The 17004-nt window shown below is 65.8% G+C and carries 20 protein-coding genes; 2 read left to right on the forward strand and 18 right to left on the reverse strand.

The genetic code is table 11. The features are described 5' to 3' along the window. The first annotated feature begins 568 nt into the window (after window positions 1-568). Entirely contained in the window at window positions 569-2299 is a 1731-nt protein-coding gene (locus FHR27_RS18335) for an ATP-binding protein (RefSeq protein WP_179539236.1), read from the forward strand. Window positions 2300-2644: 345 nt separating this feature from the next. Here the strand turns inward: FHR27_RS18335 and FHR27_RS18340 are convergent, their stop codons facing one another. The 13 genes from FHR27_RS18340 to FHR27_RS18400 all read right to left on the reverse strand — a co-directional run bounded on the left by FHR27_RS18340 (window position 2645) and on the right by FHR27_RS18400 (window position 11534). Then, window positions 2645-3700, reverse strand: a complete 1056-nt coding sequence (locus FHR27_RS18340; protein WP_264650061.1) for an EscU/YscU/HrcU family type III secretion system export apparatus switch protein — start codon at window positions 3698-3700, stop codon at window positions 2645-2647. Further along, window positions 3700-4518 carry a type III secretion system export apparatus subunit SctT gene (sctT, locus tag FHR27_RS18345; protein ID WP_179539237.1) on the reverse strand — a complete coding sequence of 273 codons (819 nt, stop codon included), beginning with the start codon at window positions 4516-4518 and terminating at the stop codon, window positions 3700-3702. The genes FHR27_RS18340 and sctT overlap by 1 nt, the downstream gene beginning before the upstream one ends. 3 nt (window positions 4519-4521) lie before the next feature. After that, window positions 4522-4791 (reverse strand): EscS/YscS/HrcS family type III secretion system export apparatus protein, encoded by a 270-nt coding sequence (locus tag FHR27_RS18350; protein ID WP_042556779.1) that lies wholly within the window; start codon window positions 4789-4791, stop codon window positions 4522-4524. A 3-nt stretch (window positions 4792-4794) separates the two neighbouring features. Continuing rightward, window positions 4795-5454, reverse strand: coding sequence for a type III secretion system export apparatus subunit SctR (sctR, locus tag FHR27_RS18355; RefSeq protein WP_042556778.1), 660 nt, complete (start codon window positions 5452-5454; stop codon window positions 4795-4797). Further along, complete coding sequence (sctQ, locus tag FHR27_RS18360) at window positions 5451-6461, reverse strand: type III secretion system cytoplasmic ring protein SctQ (protein WP_179539238.1); 1011 nt, start codon at window positions 6459-6461, stop codon at window positions 5451-5453. The genes sctR and sctQ overlap by 4 nt, the downstream gene beginning before the upstream one ends. Beyond that, entirely contained in the window at window positions 6458-6937 is a 480-nt protein-coding gene (locus FHR27_RS18365) for a hypothetical protein (RefSeq protein WP_042556776.1), read from the reverse strand. Before FHR27_RS18365 ends, sctQ begins: the two co-directional genes overlap by 4 nt. Continuing rightward, window positions 6934-8256, reverse strand: coding sequence for a FliI/YscN family ATPase (locus tag FHR27_RS18370; protein WP_042556775.1), 1323 nt, complete (start codon window positions 8254-8256; stop codon window positions 6934-6936). The genes FHR27_RS18365 and FHR27_RS18370 overlap by 4 nt, the downstream gene beginning before the upstream one ends. After that, window positions 8253-8837, reverse strand: a complete 585-nt coding sequence (sctL, locus tag FHR27_RS18375) for a type III secretion system stator protein SctL (RefSeq protein ID WP_042556774.1) — start codon at window positions 8835-8837, stop codon at window positions 8253-8255. The genes FHR27_RS18370 and sctL overlap by 4 nt, the downstream gene beginning before the upstream one ends. Then, on the reverse strand, window positions 8834-9460 hold the full coding sequence (locus FHR27_RS18380; RefSeq protein WP_052493878.1) for a hypothetical protein: 627 nt from the start codon (window positions 9458-9460) through the stop codon (window positions 8834-8836). The genes sctL and FHR27_RS18380 overlap by 4 nt, the downstream gene beginning before the upstream one ends. Further along, complete coding sequence (sctJ, locus tag FHR27_RS18385; protein ID WP_042556773.1) at window positions 9457-10236, reverse strand: type III secretion system inner membrane ring lipoprotein SctJ; 780 nt, start codon at window positions 10234-10236, stop codon at window positions 9457-9459. The genes FHR27_RS18380 and sctJ overlap by 4 nt, the downstream gene beginning before the upstream one ends. A 2-nt stretch (window positions 10237-10238) precedes the next feature. After that, window positions 10239-10559 carry a hypothetical protein gene (locus FHR27_RS18390; RefSeq protein ID WP_373565160.1) on the reverse strand — a complete coding sequence of 107 codons (321 nt, stop codon included), beginning with the start codon at window positions 10557-10559 and terminating at the stop codon, window positions 10239-10241. Window positions 10560-10661: 102 nt separating this feature from the next. Continuing rightward, window positions 10662-10865 (reverse strand): hypothetical protein, encoded by a 204-nt coding sequence (locus FHR27_RS18395; RefSeq protein WP_042556771.1) that lies wholly within the window; start codon window positions 10863-10865, stop codon window positions 10662-10664. 39 nt (window positions 10866-10904) lie between these two features. Beyond that, window positions 10905-11534, reverse strand: coding sequence for a type III secretion protein (locus FHR27_RS18400; protein ID WP_257026944.1), 630 nt, complete (start codon window positions 11532-11534; stop codon window positions 10905-10907). A gap of 108 nt (window positions 11535-11642) precedes the next feature. Between FHR27_RS18400 and FHR27_RS18405 the strand changes: the two genes are divergently transcribed. Further along, on the forward strand, window positions 11643-12452 hold the full coding sequence (locus FHR27_RS18405) for a tetratricopeptide repeat protein (RefSeq protein WP_257026945.1): 810 nt from the start codon (window positions 11643-11645) through the stop codon (window positions 12450-12452). A 26-nt stretch (window positions 12453-12478) separates the two neighbouring features. Here FHR27_RS18405 and FHR27_RS18410 read toward each other — a convergent pair whose 3' ends face one another. From FHR27_RS18410 to FHR27_RS18430, 5 genes are read right to left on the reverse strand one after another with little or no spacing between them, the layout of a single operon-like run. Continuing rightward, entirely contained in the window at window positions 12479-12874 is a 396-nt protein-coding gene (locus FHR27_RS18410) for a hypothetical protein (RefSeq protein WP_257026946.1), read from the reverse strand. A 14-nt stretch (window positions 12875-12888) separates the two neighbouring features. Further along, entirely contained in the window at window positions 12889-14145 is a 1257-nt protein-coding gene (locus FHR27_RS18415; protein ID WP_257027122.1) for a type II and III secretion system protein family protein, read from the reverse strand. Window positions 14146-14162: 17 nt separating this feature from the next. After that, window positions 14163-16298 (reverse strand): type III secretion system export apparatus subunit SctV, encoded by a 2136-nt coding sequence (sctV, locus tag FHR27_RS18420; protein WP_179539242.1) that lies wholly within the window; start codon window positions 16296-16298, stop codon window positions 14163-14165. Beyond that, window positions 16295-16636, reverse strand: coding sequence for a tetratricopeptide repeat protein (locus FHR27_RS18425; protein WP_042556768.1), 342 nt, complete (start codon window positions 16634-16636; stop codon window positions 16295-16297). Before FHR27_RS18425 ends, sctV begins: the two co-directional genes overlap by 4 nt. Continuing rightward, window positions 16633-17004, reverse strand: coding sequence for a hypothetical protein (locus tag FHR27_RS18430; RefSeq protein ID WP_042556767.1), 372 nt, complete (start codon window positions 17002-17004; stop codon window positions 16633-16635). The genes FHR27_RS18425 and FHR27_RS18430 overlap by 4 nt, the downstream gene beginning before the upstream one ends.

The raw sequence follows: 17004 nt of genomic DNA on the forward strand, positions 1-17004 counted from the left end.
GAACGGCGCACGCAAAAAGTCAGGACCTGCGGCTCCCTCATTCAAGCAATCGTCACATTGATGTAACAACCTGATCGCGACGGATTTCGCAGCTTTTCACAGCGCCACATGGCCCTTAACAGGATGCAGGGGCGGCGCTGAACGGACTGTCAGGAGTACCGCGACATGCCAGCTCATTCGTGCTCGATCGACCTCGCCGCGGACGGATTTCCGAACGCGTTTTCGGCCGTTATCCGATTTCCCGAACGCACGTTCATTGGTGAACCGTACCGGCCATTCACAATCAATCAGTTAGCGACCATCGCGTCACGCCTCGGCGCGGCACGTAAATTGCGATGAGTACTCCTGCCTCTGATCGACACCGTGTTGTAGCGATGCGGTGATATACAAAAACAAACGACGTTTGGGGGGATTTCTTCTTGCCTATTCAAACTGCCGCACTGGCACGTTTCATCTGCACCCGTCTCGTCGGGCCACCACACGAGCCGATCCCGAGCATGACTGGGTGCGTTTGCACGCAACCGTCGCCAGTGCGTACAACAACCATAATCCTCGAGGGACTATAGGCATGTATTCGACCACTCTCGGCACCACCACGCCGACCGAGACGCCTTATGACCATGCACCATTCAGCAGCGAAGGCGCCTTGCGGTTCGGCGCCTTCATCCTCTATCCACGCCAGCATCTGCTACTGAAGAACGGCGAGCCCGTCAGCCTCGGCAGCCGTGCGCTGGACCTGCTCATCGCGATGGCCTCACGCTCGGGTGAGCTGCTGGAGAAAGCCGAACTGATCGCCTGTGCATGGCCGAAGGTCATCGTCGAAGAGTGCAACCTGCGCGCGCAGATCGTCGCACTGCGCCGGGTACTCGGTGAAGATGAAAGTGGCTTCGAATACATCGTCACCGTTCCAGGTCGCGGCTACCGCTTCGTGGCCCGTACCGAGCGTTATGAAGCGTCCAGCGAGCCTGCCGTGGCAGAGCGCCTGCAGTCGCTGCCCAGCCTGATCAGCCGGCCACTGGGCCGCGATACGGTGCTGCAGCGCCTGAGCGAGCAATTGTTGCAGACTCGCCTGATCTCCCTGGTCGGCCCCGGCGGCATCGGCAAGAGCACCGTAGCCCTGGCGCTGGGAAATCAACTCGCCGGCGAGATGTCCCACGGTACCTGCTTCGTCGACCTCAGCGAAATCGATGACGACAGCCTTATCCCCCACGCCCTTGCCGAAGCACTGGGTCTGCAGGCGGGCAGCGACCCTCTGCGTGACGTGGTGCAACACCTGCAGCAACGCCGCCAGTTGCTGATTCTCGATAACTGCGAACAGGCTCTGGATGGCACCGCTCTGGTGGTGGAAACCCTGCTCAAGTGGACCCCCGACTGCGCCATTCTCACCACCAGCCGCGAGCCATTGCGCACTGCGGGCGAGCAGGTCGAACGCCTGCTGCCCCTGCAATTGCCGGCGGCCTGTGAACACCCGAACGGCGAGCAGGCGCTGGCCTACCCGGCCATCGAATTGTTCGTCGACCGGGTGCAGGCCAGCGACACCGCCTTCACCCTCAACGACGGCAACGTGGCGGACGTGATCAGCATCTGCCGCAAGCTCGACGGCATTCCTCTGGACATCGAAATCGCCGCGACCCGCGCCAGCGCCTTCGGTCTGGCGCAGCTCGCCGAGCTGCTGGACGGTGAATTCCGCCTGCAGATGGAAGGTCGCCGTACCGCCCCGCCACGTCATCGCTCGCTGCGCGCCACACTGGATTGGTCGTACCGGACGCTGGCACCTGCCGAGCAGGCGATGCTGCGACTGGTGGCGATCTTCAACGGCACCTTCACCCTCAATGCAGTGCGCGCCATCGTCGAAGGCGACGAACTGCTATCGGGCGATCCGCTGCCGTTGATCGAAAGTCTGGTGGACAAGTCCCTGCTGATCGCTCACCGCGACGACACCCTGAAGTTCTACCAGATGCCCAAGACCGAGCGTCTCTATGCCCTGGAAAAACTCGACCAGACCGGCAACACCCAACGGATCGTCGCCCGTCACGCCGCCTATGCGCTGGCCGTGGTGAAGAAAGCCGCGAGCCAACTGGAAACCGTGGTGCCGGAAGCCTGGAAGAACCTCTACGGCGCGGAAAGCGACACCATCCGCTCGGCCCTGACCTGGGCCTGCTCCACCGACGGCAACCAGTCGCTGGGCCTGGAACTGACTCTGGCGGCACTCGGCCTTGGCCCCTACAGGGATCGCTCGTCGCGGCCTCGCGTGGAGCAGCAGCAACATCAGCCGGCAGAACGGCGGAGGGCTGGTTGAGCGGCGGCGCGCTATAAGCGTTCGGGACGGCTGGCGAGGGGATCAGTTGGTGGGCTGAAGCCCACCCTACAACCAGCCCCTGCGTAGGATGGGCCTCGGTCCACCAACCCGAATGCAACGGTGGACAAAAAGAGCGTTGTCCACCCTACGGCCTGACATCGGGGATGCCTTTTGATGCCGAATTAGCGCTTGCGAGGTAATAGGCGAGACGGTATCTACAACCAGCAACCCGTAGGGTGGGCTTCAGCCCACCAGGGCGAATATCGATGGATCCCACGCGGAGCGTCGGGAACCATCTGATCTACAGACCCACAACGAATCCGGCTGCAACGTCACGCCTGGCCGTCAGATCAATCGCGCCGCGACCAGCGCATCGGCCACCGGTTGGAAGGTATTGGCCGGGATCGGCTCGCCCTTCACCGCACGCTTGGCGATCTCGGCAGCCAGCTTGGCGTCGGCGCTGCATGGCAAGCCCAGGCTCGCCGACTGGGCCAGCAAGGCTTTCGCGTCCTGGGCCGAGGCGATGCACACCAGCACCGGCACCGGTGTCTCGCCACGAACGTAGCGCACGCCTACCAACCAGCCGTCTTCGCTGCCGATCATCAGCGTGGCATGAGCGATACCTACCTTGCGGCTGCTCAGGGCCTGCATCTCGCGGCGCTGACGCTGACGTTCGCGCTTGATCAGTGGATCACCGTCCATGTCCTTGCGCTCGCGTTTCTGTTCGCTGCGGGTCATGCGCATTTCACGCTGGAACAGCCAGCGTTGCAGCAGCACGTCGACGACGCCGATGACCAGGTAGGTGACGATGACCGTGGCCACCAGCGGCTTGAGCAACAGGAAGAACACCGATTCGATGCACCCGGCGCCGCAGCGCGACGATTCCATCAATGCCTGCAAGGCGATACGCCCGACCACGTAAAAGGCGATCGACAGCACCAGCACCTTGAACAGGCTCTTGAGAAACTCGATGACGTTGCGCATCGAGAAGATGCGCTTGGCCCCTTCGACCGGGTTGATACGCGCGATATCCGGCTTGATCGGCTCGCCGGAGAACAGCACGCCGCGCATGGTCACGATATTGGTGAGCACCACGCACAGCACGGTTACCCCGAGGATCGGCAAGGCGGTACGCAGCAACACCTGCTGAGCGCTTTCCAGCAAGCGCGGCCAGACCGTGGCGAAGGGCTCGACGTAGATGGTCGCGGCCAAGTCGAGCAAACCCCGCACCCGTGACTCGGCGACCCCGGCAAGAAAGGCGATGCATACCGTACAGCCAAGCAGTACCGCAGCCGAGACCATGTCCTGGCTCTTCGAGACCTGGCCCTTCTGGCGGGCCTCGCGCATCTTCTTGTCGGAGGCCGGCTGGGATTTTTCCTCGCTGCCGCTGTTACCCGCCACTAAGGCTCACCTGCGCCGGAGAGCGTCTTGAGCACCTCGACGGTACAGCGGAACTCGGCCAACTGCTCGAGCATCAGCGGGATCAGGAAGCCGCAGTAGAGCACCATCAGGAAGGTGAAGATCAGATTCTTCACCGATAGCGAGAGATCGAAGATATTCATCTGCGGCGCCATGCGCGACAGGTAAGCGAGCATCATGTCGGCCACCAGCAGGGCGATGATCAGCGGCGCCACCATCAGCACGCCGATACGCATCACCTGGTCGAGAATGGCCAGCACCGCCTCCAGCGCCGAGCTGGCGATGACCGGGGTGAACGCGGTGACGGGCCATAGCTGGTAGCTGTGGTAGAAGCCGTCGACCATCAGAATGAAGCCACCGGACATGAAGAACAGAGTGATCAGCGTGACGCTGAGCAGGGTCGCGGTAACCCCCGACTCGCCAGCGCCGGAGGGATCCACCAGCTGTGCCATGGTCGAGCCGCGCTGCAGGTCGACCAGCTCGCCCGCCACCTCGGCGGCCCAGAACGGAATGCCGAACAGCAGCCCCACGGTCACCCCGATGAGGAACTCCTTGACCATCAGACCGGCGAGAAAGAAGCTGCCGTAATCCTCCAGGGCGGTCAGCGCGGAGAAGGCCGGCAGGAACATCGGCGCGGAGATCGCTACCGCCACGCAACTGCGGATCATCCCGGTCAGCCCCAGGCGGTTGAATGCCGGGGTGATGAACACCAGACCCAGCGCTCTGCAGACCGCGAGGGCCGCCGCACTGATCACCGGGTAGGCGATCTCGGCGATGCCCAGGCCGATGTCGGCATCCATGCCCTAGCGTGTCCAGGCGGGGAAATTGTCCAGCACATGGCTCGCCAGCGCCGCCACCTGGGTCGCCAGCAACGGGCCGATCAGCACCAGCACCAGCAGCACCGCCACCAGTTTCACCGCCTGTGGCAGGGTCTGGTCCTGGATCTGCGTCAGCGCCTGCAACAGGCCAACCCCCAGGCCGATGAGGATGGCCACGCCGAGCGCGGGTGCGCTGAGCAGCAGCACGGTCATCAGCGCCTGCTTCATCAACGAGAGAAATACGTCCTGGCCCATGCTTCACCCTCCTCCGTAACTGAGGATCAGGCCGTGCATCAGCCGTGACCAGCCGCTGACGGCGACGAACAGAAAGATCTTCAAGGGGATCGAGATCAGCGTCGGCGACACCATCATCATGCCCATGGCCATCAGCACGTTGGCCACCAGCAGGTCGATCACCAGAAACGGAATGTAGAGCAGAAAGCCAATCTCGAAGGCACGGGTCAGCTCGGAACTGACGAAGGCCGGAATCAGCACCACCAGATCATCGTCGCGCAGATCGGCGCGAGCTTCCTCGGACCACACCGTCTCCGTGGCCTGCACGAAGAACGCCCGTTCGGACGGGTTGGCAAAACGTGACAGGTGCGTCTGCAAGGGAGCATGCAGGGCGTCCCCGAGCTCGCGCAGCTCCTCGGCGTTCTGCAAGCTGATCGAGCGGCCTTCCACCTCGCGGTACATTTCGCCGATCAGCGGCGTGGTCACGTACACGGCGAGAATCAGGGCGATACCGTAGAGCACCAGGTTCGGCGGCGTCTGCTGCACGCCCAGGGCGTTACGAATCAGGAACAGCACCACGGAGATTTTCAGAAAGCCGGTCAGGGTCACCACCGCCAGGGGAATCAGACCGATCGTGGTGACGACCAGAATGATTTCCAGCAGGTTCGGTTGGTAATCCGTCATAGGCTGGCGAACCGGGTCAGGCGCACACCGAGCCCATCACCGATGGCGACCAGCTCGCCGCGCCCCACGCAGCGCCCATTGACCATCAGCTCGACCCGCTGCGCATCGCCATCCGGCAGGGCCAGCACACTGCCCTCGCCCAGTTCACGCAGTTGCCCCAGCGGTAGCTCCAGGCTGCCGATCTGACAGATCACCGTCAGCGGCACATCGTCCAGTTGCGCATCATCGGCGTCTTGCCCCATGGCGTTCTCCGTATTCGGGTTGATCGGTTGCAAGGCTTCGAGCAGTTCCAGACCGGACTGCTGGCGTTTGAAACGGGCCTGCCGGTGGCCATTGGCGATTACCAGCAGACCATCTGCACCCGGCGGACAATCGAGCATCAGCACATCGCCCGGCTGCAGGCTGCGCAGTTCGGCCAGGCTCAGGGTCTGCCAGCCGCGCTGCAGCGCCAGGCCCAGTTGCAGCCCAGGCAGAGCATGGCGCGCCGGCTGCAAATGGCGATCCAGCAAACCGGCCACCGCTTCGCCCACAGCAGCGCTCAGGCCCAAGCCAAGAACGCCGCCCCGCGCGCCCGCGATACTCAGTTGCAGGGTCAGCATGAAATCCCATGGCTGCGCCTCGGCATCCAGCGTCAGCGTCTCGCCCAGTTCCTGTTCCAGCGCTTCGATCCAGGGCAACAGCGCATGTTCGAGCAGCACGCTCTGCAGGGGCTGCGGCAGGCTGTGAAAATCCCGCTGCAGATCGAGGGGTGCCAGCAGGTGTGCGAGCAGGGGCGCATCCAGATGCACTTGCAGCGCTGCGTCGCCAAGCCGTGCAGGCAGCACGATGGCCGCGTCCAATGCTGCTGGCTGGCCGTTGACGGCGACCTCGAGCCGCTCGCCAGCCACGTGCCCCTGCCAGGGCTGGCGGCGCCGCAACAGACGATTGTGCAGCGCCTGCCGGGCGACATCGAGCTGCGGCAGCGACGGTAGCAGAGGCGCGGGCAGCGACGACTGATGGCAATTCATCGACGTGTGGCTCCATGGGGACGGTCTTCGGCCAGGCTTTCCTCGACCGCCTCGGCGGCCCGCTGCTGAATGCGGTAATGGCGTTGCAACAAGGGCTCCAGTGCCTCGCATTGCAACTGGCGTCGCAACCAGAGCTGGTGAGCCTGATCACGACTGGCCTGTACTTCGGCCAGGTGCCGAGACGCCTCGCTGGCCTGCTCCGCGAGATGCCCGCGCTGCGCCTCCAGCGCGTCGAGCAGGTCCAGGGCGCTGCGGTACTGCCCCACCGGCAGCGCACCTTCGCTGAGCAGGGTCTGCAGCTGCATGGCTTCCTGTTCGAGCAACGTCAGTGCCTCGCGAACCTCGGCTTGCGCTGCGGCCAGCCGCTGGGCCGCCTCCTGGCAACGCACGCGCCAGCTGGCCAGTTGCGCCTCGGCACGACGCTCGCGCAGGCGACGCAGCTCGTCCAGTTGCTGCACGGCGTGGGCGCTGCTCATGCCAGCACCTTGCGCAGCGCGCGCAGCGTGTCGTCGAGGCTGCTCGGTTCGGCGGCATCCTGGCGCAGGAACCGTTCGATGGCAGCCTGCCGGGCGATGGCCTCGTCGGCCAGCGGATCGCTGCCGGGCACGTAGTCCCCCGTACGCACCAACAGTTCGATATCGGCATGCCTCGCCATCAGTGCACGCAGGTGAGCGGCGAGCTGCCGCTGCTCGGGCTCGACCACGCGATCCATCAGGCGGCTGCGGCTCTGCAGCACGTCGATGGCCGGAAAATGGTTGCGCTGGGCCAACTCGGCACTGAGCACCAGATGACCATCGAGAATCGAGCGCACTTCCTCGGCTACCGGGTCGAGGGACGCATCGCCTTCGGTGAGCACCGTATACAGCGCCGTGATGCTCCCGGTGGCTGCGGGCCCGGAGCGTTCCAGCAGGCGTGGCAGGGCGGAAAACAGTGACGGTGGGTAGCCACGGCGGGTCGGCGGCTCGCCGATGGCCAGGCCGATCTCGCGCTGGGCACGGGCGAAGCGGGTCAGGCTGTCGAGCAGCAATAGCACATGGCGGCCCTGATCACGGTGGTACTCGGCATGGGCGGTAGCCACCAGAGCGGCCTTGACCCGCTCGGTGGCCGGGCGATCCGAGGTAGCGACCACCGCGACGGTGCGGGCACGGGCCTCTGCCCCCAGATGGACGTCGAGCAGCTCGCGCACTTCACGTCCACGCTCGCCAATCAGGCCAATGACGATCACCTCAGCCTCGCTGCGCCGTACGATGCTCGCCAGCAGCGACGACTTGCCCACGCCGGGCTCGCCGAAAATCCCCATGCGCTGGCCGCGGGCGACCGTGAGCAGGCCATCGATGGCACGGATACCGAGCGGCATCGGCTGTTCGATCAATTGCCGGGAAAACGGCGCAGGCGGCTCGGCCTGCAACGGATAGCGCACCAGGCCACTGGCTGGCGGGCCGCCATCGAGGCAGTCGCCCAGCGGCCCGATCACCCGGCCAAGCAGCGCGTCGCCCACCAGCACGCTCTGGTTCTCGCCCGTGGCGACGATTTCGGTTCGGGTCGACAGGCCTTCCAGAGAACCGACCGGCGAGAGAATCGCCTCATCGCCTTCGAACCCCACCACCTCTGCAGTCAGCACGCGGCCACTGGCGGGATCGCTGAGACGGCACAGTTCGCCGATGCCGACGTCCGGTACGCTGGCCTGGATCAGGGTGCCGCGGATACTGCGGATTCGCCCGCGCAACGGCCGCGGTTGGGCATCGTCCAGGCGGGCGCTGAGGGTTGGCAACAGGTCGTTCAGGGGCGCATTCATGCACCGCCCTCCAGCACGCCGGGCAACAGCGCCTGGCGCACCCCCTGCAGCTGGGTATGCAAATCCAGCTCGACACTGGCCAGGGGGCTGCTCAGACGGGCATGGCCAGCGGCGAGGCCATCAGCCGCCTCCACCTGCAGACGCTCGCCGAGATCGGCCAGTTGCCCGCGCACCGCGTCGAGCTGATCGGGGCGGACGTGCAGACGCAGCCGCTGCCCCTCACGGAACGCCGACAATGCCCGGCGCGTGCACAGTGCCAGACGCGTACCGTCATCCAGTTCACCGATCACCTGGCGGGCGATACCCAGGGCCAGATCGGTCATCTGCGCTTCCAGCCCGGCCAGGTAGTCATCGACCTGCAGCGCCGTGCGCGCAAGCAGCTCCGCGGCCTCGCGTTGCCCCTCGGCACGCCCGGCCGCCAGGCCCTCGTCTCGCGCCTGATCGCGCAGTCGCTGCATGTCGTCGCGGGTTCTTGTGGCTTCGTCGCGGGCCGCCTGCAGAAAGGCGTAGCCGTCGATCCATTGGGCGGCCTGTTCGCCACGCAGAATGCGCTGGCCCGGTTTGCTTGGCAGGCCACTCATGCCGCACCCCGCTCTTCGCGGGAGGTCAGGGCACCGGCCACCTGGCGTACCCGCTGGATGTCATCGGCGCTGCCTGTCGACAGCGGCGCAGCCAGCCCGAAGCGCAGGCGCAGCCAGGCCTGCAGCGGGGCCGGCTGGGCGCCCAGCCAGGCATCCACGCAGCGCTGACCCTCCTGGTCGATGGCGGCGAGCAGCGCATCGCCCGCGAGGATCGCCGGCTTGCCGACTGGCGGCTCGCGCCAGCTCACGGCCAGGTCGTAGGTATCGTCACCAAGCTGCTCGCGCAACGTCTGTACCAGCGGACCGCGAATTTCCCGCGCCAGAGAGGCGGCATGCTGGCAGGCGCCACAGGTCGGGGCGAGACGGGCGAACCGCTGCCGGGACAGCAGCACCACAGGCAGGTCGTCATCGGCGATCTGGCCGACGCTCGCCAGTGGCTCGAGCCCGTAATAGGACGCGAGCAAGCCGCCAATGCGCCTCTCGAAGCGCGGCTGTGTGGCCAGATCGGTCACCCGCTCGCGGGACACCGCGCCAAGCAGCGCGGCCTCCAGGCAGTCCTCGGCGACGAACTGCATCGGTCGAGCCAGCAGCGCGCGCCAGGCGTCGCGCAACGCCTGGCTCACTCGCTTTCCCTCAGTACGTAGGTACCCTGACCCTGGCGCTCGCGCCACAGGTACCAGGCGATGGCCCCGGCCATGCCGAGCACCAGGAGCAGCCCGGCGAAGAACAGGGTGCGTGCCCGCGACACGCTTTCATCGAGCATCCAGATGCCCAGGAAGGAACTCAGCGGCGGCCGGGCATCGTCACGCAGATTGCGCATCGCCGCCTTGATCGCGGTGACCGAAACGCCGTCGTAGTTCAGCCCGGAAATGCTGTTGGCAACCAGGGTCTTGATTTGCGGAATCAACTGATCGACATCGGTATCCGGCTCATAGCGGATCAGCACCGATGCCGAAGACGGCGAGATCACCCGCTTGAGCAGGTCGTTGTCGGGCAGCACCACGTGCACGCGCGCCGACAGCACGCCATCGATCTGCGACACGGTATGCGACAACTCCTCGCTGAGGGCGTAAACCATCTGCGCCCGCTCCTGCACCGGCGAGGACACCAGGCCGTTGTTCTTGAACACCTCGCCCATGTTGGAAAATTGCTGCTGCGGCAGGCCGGCCTCGTCGAGCAGGGCCACGGCATCGGAGAGCCGCTCCTGGGGCACGCTGACGGTGATGCGGCCATCCTCCTGCACCTGGCGCTGGGCGGCGATGCCCTCACGCAGCAGGGCAGCGACCATGCTGTTGGCTTCACGCTCGCCCAGGTTGCTGTACAGCACCATGCCGTCACAGGCCTGCAACAGCAGCGTCAACAGCAATAGCGCGACCAGCCGAAAGGGATGCCCGCGCATGGTCACTGGCCCCTTAGCAGGGTGTTGGCAGAGCCGGAAATCTGCGTGGCGCCACGCACCACCATCTGGGTTTCGATGGAGTAATCGAAGACCCGGCTGAGGGAGCCGACCAGCCGGTCGATCTGCTGTTCGTTGACCTTGCCCGGCTCGACACCAGCGCCCTTGTCCACCGGCGAGCTGCTGACGTAGGGCGTGCGCTCCACTGCCGCTGCGTCGGAGAAACCCCGTGAGCGGTCGATGAAACCGTTGAGGCGCTCCATCAGGTTCTCACCAATCTGGTTCGGGCTGGCGCCCTGCGGCATGCCCTTGGCCTGGTTGGCCATGTGCTCGAACAGGTTCTGCGAGACCTGGGCGACATCCTGACCAGCGGCCGAGGGGGCCGCTGTGGCGACTGCTGCGCTGACTGTCATGGCCGATCCCCGTGATTATTCTTCGTCGTCCGCGGTGGCTTCCTTGAGGATCTCCTGAGCCCGCGGCATGACGATGAACTGACCACCGAGGATGACCGCCTGGGTGATCATGTCGTTGGTGAGTTCGTCCTCGGCCTGGGCGTTTTCCAACGCCTGGTCGAATTCGGCCTCGGGGGTGTTCTCTACCGCGGTGTTGCCATCTACCGAGCTGACTGCCATGGAATCTCTCCTTTCACCTGGATGTTGAAAAGCTACCTGCTATTGGTCCGCACCCTTGACCACCTGGATGCCGGCACTACCGCGAAACACCCGCACCCCCCGCTCGCGAACCACCTCGGGCTCCGCCGCCACCGGGCTCTGCAGCTGATCGATACGTTGCTGAACCAGCGCCATATAGGGCGGCGGCCCGGAAATCAGCATGCCGTCACCGTGAAAACTGCTGCGCAGAGACAGGTGCTTGCCTGCCACGCCCAGCTCGTCCAGGGAGCTCTGCAACTCGTCGAGCTGAAAACCGCTGGGTTCGAACTGGCGAATCTCGATCTCTTCCTCACTGTTCACGTGCAGCATGTTGCCGTCGAAGAACCAGGTCAGGCCGCTGTTGCCACACAGCGCGTCGAGAAACTCGCCAGCGCTGGAAGCACGCAGGTTGCTCTGTGCACGCCCCTTGATCCGGTTGGAAATCGCCATCGGCAGACCGAGGTTGCGCCCGAAGGCCTCCAGCGCACTGCGCAGATCCTGATTGATCACCACGTAGGCATAGGGCTGCTCGTACCACTGCGGCATCGCCTCGGCGCGCGCCAGCCCCGCACTGCCCGCCAGCAACAGCAGCGACAGCGCCAGGCCGCGCCTGACGGAACCACTATCGGCGCAGGCAGGGCGATGAAACAACCGCCGGCCGGCAACAATCACAAGATTTCGCAGCCGCTTCACATACCCCGCCGAAGATGGCTCTATAGAATGCCCAGCACGTGCCGGATCAACCCAGGAGCAGCGCCTTTGCCGTCGATTTCCCCCCGCCACTTCGTGCTGCTCGCCAGCTTCGCCCTGCTGGGCGCCTGCAGCAGCAACGCGCCCAGCAATCCGTCCGCGCCAGCGAGCGATGACGCCTACCAACGCCTGATGAAATTGGCCAATGACGTCGAGGCGCGTGGTGACCGTGGTACCGCCGCAACGCTGTATCAGCGTGCCGCCGAACAACCCGGCGCCGGTTTCGAGGCCTGGCAGCGACTGGGCCGCGCGCGGCTGGACAGCGGCAATACCCGGGGTGCTGAAGAGGCGTACCAGAAAGCCGTCGCGCTGGAGCCGGACAACCCAGTGGGCCTGCTCGGCCTGGGCACCGCGCAGCTGCGCCTGGGTTACCCGGAGCGCGCCCAGCCCCTGCTCGCCAGTGCCGCCGAGCAATTGCCCAACGATGCCCAGGCCTTCGCCCGCCTGGGTGCCGCCGAAGCGCAACTGGGCAATATCGCCGCCATGCAGCGTGCCTTCGCCACCGCGCGCAAGCTGGCTCCCGGCGATCTCGATGCGCGCAGCAACCTGGCGCTGGCCTACGCCCTCAATGGCGACAGTGCCAATGCGCTGCGCGAGATCGACGGCATCGATCGCGCGCCAACCGCTCAGTTGCGCCATCAGCGCAACGCGCTGCTGGTCCAGGTGCTGGCTGGCGAGCGCGGCAAACCGGCCAGCGTGCAGCTCGACGACACCAGCGCGGCCAAGCGCCAGGCGCTGATCGCCGAAGCCCGGCGCATCGCTGCCATCAGTGACCCCGCCGAACGGGCACGGGCCCTGGGGCTGAGCGCTGGGAGATAAAAGTGGCGACCGCGTGATCGCCTGGCTCATTGCCCACCCCCGGTATCGCTCTGCGCCGCCTGCTCCTGCCGGCGACGGCGCTTCTCGTCGGTTTCGAAGCCTTCCAGATACGACTGAGCTGCCCGGCCCACCGGCGCGGCCAGCGTCGGCCCCGTCTGTCTGCCGCGCAGCAGATCACCGCGGCGCTCGACCATCTGCAGCAGATTGGCGTTGTTGGCGCAGCCAGGCGGCAGTGGCAGCAGCTCACGCTCGTCGACCGGCTGACCCTCCTCACTGACGCGACGGCAGGCATCCGGCACCAGCAAGGGCTGGCCGTTGGCGTCGACGAGGGTCTGGTAGCCGTGGGAATAGCTCGGCGCCTGCAGTTCCGTCTGGCAGGCGCCAAGCAGCAGGCAGGTGGACAGCACGCTCAGACGCGTCATCGCGATACCCCCGTTCATTGCACGTGGAACCCGAAGGAGCTGCTGCGCGCCGGTGCATCGGCACGTGCCCCGAGGGTGCGATCGAGGGGCGTGAGCATGGCTTGGGTCTGCACCGGCTCGACCAGATAGGGCGTGATCAGGATCACCAGCTCGGTTTCGTTCTGCTGGAAGCGCTTGGAGCGGAACAGGTTGCCGAGGATCGGCATGTCACCGAGCAGCGGGACTTTCTCCAGATCCTGAGCGTTCTCTCGCTGGAACAGGCCCGCGATGGCGAAGGTTTGCCCGCTGCCCACCTCGACACGGGTATCGGCGCGGCGCACACGGAACGACGGCACGCGGAACCCGGACACCTCCAGCGTGCTGCCGCCCATCAGGCTGCTGACCTCCGGACGCACCTGCAGGCCGATACGGTCATTGGGCAATAGTGTCGGGCTGAACAGCAGCGACACACCGTAGGATTTGTACTCGACGCCCACCAGATCGCTGTTCACCGGCACCGGCACCGGCACTTCGCCGCCCGCCAGGAAGCTCGCCGTTTCACCGGTCATGGCGGTGATGTTGGGCTCGGCGAGAATCTCCAGCACGCCGTTGCTCTGCAGCGCCTCGAGCACGGTATCAATATTGAAGTTGCCGCTGTCCAGGCCTACGCCGATCAGGTTGGAGGCGCCCGCGGCAGCCTCCGCCGCCAGATTGCCTCCGGTGAGCAGGCCGAACGAGAACGTGCCGTTGTTGAACAGCGCGTTCCAGCTCACCCCGTAACGCAGCAGCTCTTCGCGGGACACTTCGGCGAAGCGTACGCGAATGTTCACCTGCGCCGACCCCGGGTAGGTCGCGGTATTCACCGCGCCCTGCCATTCCTGCCCGGTAGGGTCGAGCATGGCATTGAGGTCCAGCGCCTCGCCGACGCTGCTGACCTGGCCGCGGGCCGCCAGGCGGTTGCCCACGCCTTTCACTTCGGTAGCGCTTTGCGGATGGCGGCTGCGCAGCGCGCTGCTGATCGGTCGACCATTGCTGCCGACGTTGATCTGCAGCGAGGCGATCTCTCGCTCGTCGCTGCCCAGGGCCACCAGCGTGGTGTGCCCGGCACGCTTGCCGAACAGGTAGATGACGCCAGGCGACACCACCTGCAGGTCGGCGACGCCAGGCTCGGCGACCATCACCGCATCCACCGGCTCGGCGAAACGCATGATGCGCCCCTCCCCCGTCGCCAGGTCGATGCTGCCTCCTGACGGTGACTGCGCCACGGCCAGCAACGGTATGCAGCAGAGCATCAGCAGCAGCCCGCGCATCATGTGGCACCTGCCAGAGCAGCAGGTGCGGGCTCGTTTCTTTCCGCCCGCGAGGTGGCCGGTGAGCCGATCACCTTGATCGCCTGCAGGCTGTATTCCGGAGCCAGTTCGGTAAAGGACAGCACGGCCATCTCCAGTTCGTCACGAATGCACAGGCGCAGGATCCGGCGGCGTAGCTCGGGGTGTACCACCAGGGTCGGTTTGATCTGTTCGGGGAGTTGCGCACACTGCTGACGCAGTGCCTTGAGCAGACCGCGGGTGGCCTCCCGGGCACGGATTTCACCGCGGCCGGTGTCTTGCTGGCGCGCCGCCTCCAGCAACTGAGCCTCCAGGGCCGAGCCCAGCACGAAGGCGGCGATCACCCGCTTTTCATCGGCATGCTGATGGCTGATCTGGCGGGCCAGCGCGGTACGCAGGTGGTCGCTAAAACGCCCGACGTCACCTTCGCGGCCCCCCCACTCGACCATCGCTTCGAGCAGCGCACGGCGATTGCGGATCGATACCCCTTCGGCGACCAGCCGACGCAGGGCATCGGCGACACGCTGCAGAGGTACGGCACGCAGGGCTTCCTTGACCAGTTCGCCATGGCTCTCCTCCAGATGGGCGAGCAACTGACGGGTTTCCTGGATACCGAGAAAGTCCCCGGCGTAGCGGCGCAGGGTGCGCGCCATCACATCGCGAAGAATTTCATCCGGGCGCAGGTAGACGATGCCCGCATCGCTCAGCTCGGCCTGGTGCTCGCCAGGGATCCACAGGCCCGGGCGGCTGCTCAGCGGCGAGGCGCGCTCCTCGCCCTGAATGTCGAGCAGTTGCAGGTGCACGGGGTCGTCGCGCAGCAGTACCTGGGCAGGATTCAGGTCGCCCTGATCCACCGGCACGCCCTCCAGCTCGACCCGGTAGCTGCCCGTTGCAGCGGCCATGTCGACCCGCACCGACGGCAGCGGAAATTCGATGCCCAGCTCGTTGTGCAGATCGTGGCAGAGCACCTCGAGGCGCTGCTTGAAGGGCTGCAGAGGCACCACCTCGGCCAGCCCCGGACCGATGGACAGCAGCACGCGGGAGTCGGCGGTGGCGGGAGAGGCCTCGGCTTCGGGCTCGACCTCCACAGCAGCCGCTTCGACCACCTCGGCCGCGCACGCCTCGGCTTCCTGCTCGCGGCGCTGGCGACGCATCAGCATCCAGGCGCACAGCCCCAGCACCGCCGACAGGCCGAGAAACACCGGCGCCGGGAAGCCAGGGATGAAGGCGACGGCAGCCAGGATCAGCGCCGTGAGCGTAAGGGCCCGCTGGCTATTGCCCATCTGGCGGATAATCTCGGTACCCAGGTCGGCCTGCTCGGCCTCGTTGTTGACCCGGGTAACCACGGTACCGGCCGCCACGGCGATCAGCAGGGCCGGGATCTGCGCGATCAGCCCGTCGCCCACGGTGAGCAGCGAGTAGGTGTGCCCGGCCTCGGCGAAGGACATGCCACGCGACAGCATGCCGATCAGCAGGCCGCCAATCAGGTTGACGAAGAGAATCACCAGGCCGGCGATGGCGTCGCCTTTGACGAACTTCATCGAGCCGTCCATGGCGCCGAACAGCTGGCTCTCGCGCTGCAGGTCGGAACGTCGACGACGGGCCTCGCCGGCATCGATATCGCCGTTGCGCAGGTCGTTGTCGATGCTCATCTGCTTGCCAGGCATGGCATCCAGGCTGAAACGCGCCGCCACCTCGGCGACCCGCTCGGCGCCTTTGGTGATCACCACGAACTGCGCCACGGTGATGATCAGGAAGATCACCAGACCGACCACCACTTCGCCGGCGATGACGAATTTGCCGAAGGCTTCGATGATGTGCCCGGCATCGCCGTGCAGCAGAATCAGCCGCGTGGTGCTGATCGACAGAGCCAGCCGGAACAAGGTGCTGAGCAGGATCAGCGCTGGCAGCGCAGACAGCTCCAGCGGCTTGCTGATGTAGAACGCGACGATCAGCACGAGGATGCTGAGGGCGATGCTGATGCCGATCAGGGTGTCGACCAGGTAGGTCGGCAGCGGGATGATCATCATCACGATGGCCATCATCATGAAGGCGACGATCACCACCTCGGTACGTTGCGCGGCCATGCCCGCCAGGGCGCTGAGACGCGCCATCATGCGTCACGCTCCTGGCGCAGTTGCCGGTAGCGAGTGAAACAGGCGCGGGCCTCGGTGTACTGGCCGCAGCTCCACAGGGCGCGGCTGCGCAGCAGCAGCCAGGCTGCCGACTCGCCCTGCAGCGCATGCAGGCGATCCAGAGTGCGCAGCGCCCGCTCGCCATCGCCGATGGCGGTGAAGGCCGCAGCCAGGCGGGCCAGCAACACCTGATCGTCAGGGTTCAGTTGCACGGCCAGCAGCAACAGCACCAGCGCGCGCTGCCCTTGGCCAACCCGCAGATAGAGATCGCCCAGGCCTTGCAACAGCTTGGCGGCATCATGATCGTCGCGCTGCATCATTCCCCCGTCTCGGTTTCGACCCGCTGCCGGTCCAGTGCCTGACGGGTGTCGAGCTCTTCACGGACGAGGGCCATGGCCAGCGTTCTGGTTTCGCCGTCGAGCGGCAGCGTCGGCAGGATGCGTTCGAGAATGTCCTCGAGAATTTCCGCGGGCCGCGAACCGGCGAACAGCCCCGGTTCCACACCAGCGGCCAGCTCCAGCGCCTGCAGGTCATCCTGTACCGATGGCAGAGGTGGCGTGCGCGGCAGGCTGGGCTGGCGGACGGCCGGTGGCGGCGTGGGTGATGCGGGGGACAGCTCGCTCGGACGCGTACGAACATCCGACGCTGCATCCGCTGGAGCTAACGGGGCGCGTGAATCGATCTTCAT

This window comes from Pseudomonas flavescens (genome assembly GCF_013408425.1).
GTDB classification, from domain to species: Bacteria; Pseudomonadota; Gammaproteobacteria; order Pseudomonadales; family Pseudomonadaceae; genus Aquipseudomonas; species Aquipseudomonas fulva_A.

What these genes read in the sequence shown, in the direction of transcription:
- sctQ (WP_179539238.1), bottom strand. Translation starts at nt 6,461, where the DNA reads ATGAATTGCCATCAGTCGTCGCTGCCCGCGCCTCTGCTACCGTCGCTG.
- FHR27_RS18335 (WP_179539236.1), top strand. Translation starts at nt 569, where the DNA reads ATGTATTCGACCACTCTCGGCACCACCACGCCGACCGAGACGCCTTAT.
- sctJ (WP_042556773.1), bottom strand. Translation starts at nt 10,236, where the DNA reads ATGCGCGGGCATCCCTTTCGGCTGGTCGCGCTATTGCTGTTGACGCTG.
- FHR27_RS18390 (WP_373565160.1), bottom strand. Translation starts at nt 10,559, where the DNA reads ATGGCCAACCAGGCCAAGGGCATGCCGCAGGGCGCCAGCCCGAACCAG.
- FHR27_RS18365 (WP_042556776.1), bottom strand. Translation starts at nt 6,937, where the DNA reads ATGAGCAGCGCCCACGCCGTGCAGCAACTGGACGAGCTGCGTCGCCTG.
- FHR27_RS18370 (WP_042556775.1), bottom strand. Translation starts at nt 8,256, where the DNA reads ATGAATGCGCCCCTGAACGACCTGTTGCCAACCCTCAGCGCCCGCCTG.
- FHR27_RS18425 (WP_042556768.1), bottom strand. Translation starts at nt 16,636, where the DNA reads ATGATGCAGCGCGACGATCATGATGCCGCCAAGCTGTTGCAAGGCCTG.
- FHR27_RS18395 (WP_042556771.1), bottom strand. Translation starts at nt 10,865, where the DNA reads ATGGCAGTCAGCTCGGTAGATGGCAACACCGCGGTAGAGAACACCCCC.
- sctR (WP_042556778.1), bottom strand. Translation starts at nt 5,454, where the DNA reads ATGACGGATTACCAACCGAACCTGCTGGAAATCATTCTGGTCGTCACC.
- FHR27_RS18410 (WP_257026946.1), bottom strand. Translation starts at nt 12,874, where the DNA reads ATGACGCGTCTGAGCGTGCTGTCCACCTGCCTGCTGCTTGGCGCCTGC.
- FHR27_RS18415 (WP_257027122.1), bottom strand. Translation starts at nt 14,145, where the DNA reads ATGCTCTGCTGCATACCGTTGCTGGCCGTGGCGCAGTCACCGTCAGGA.
- sctT (WP_179539237.1), bottom strand. Translation starts at nt 4,518, where the DNA reads ATGGATGCCGACATCGGCCTGGGCATCGCCGAGATCGCCTACCCGGTG.
- FHR27_RS18350 (WP_042556779.1), bottom strand. Translation starts at nt 4,791, where the DNA reads ATGGGCCAGGACGTATTTCTCTCGTTGATGAAGCAGGCGCTGATGACC.
- sctL (WP_042556774.1), bottom strand. Translation starts at nt 8,837, where the DNA reads ATGAGTGGCCTGCCAAGCAAACCGGGCCAGCGCATTCTGCGTGGCGAA.
- FHR27_RS18430 (WP_042556767.1), bottom strand. Translation starts at nt 17,004, where the DNA reads ATGAAGATCGATTCACGCGCCCCGTTAGCTCCAGCGGATGCAGCGTCG.
- sctV (WP_179539242.1), bottom strand. Translation starts at nt 16,298, where the DNA reads ATGATGGCGCGTCTCAGCGCCCTGGCGGGCATGGCCGCGCAACGTACC.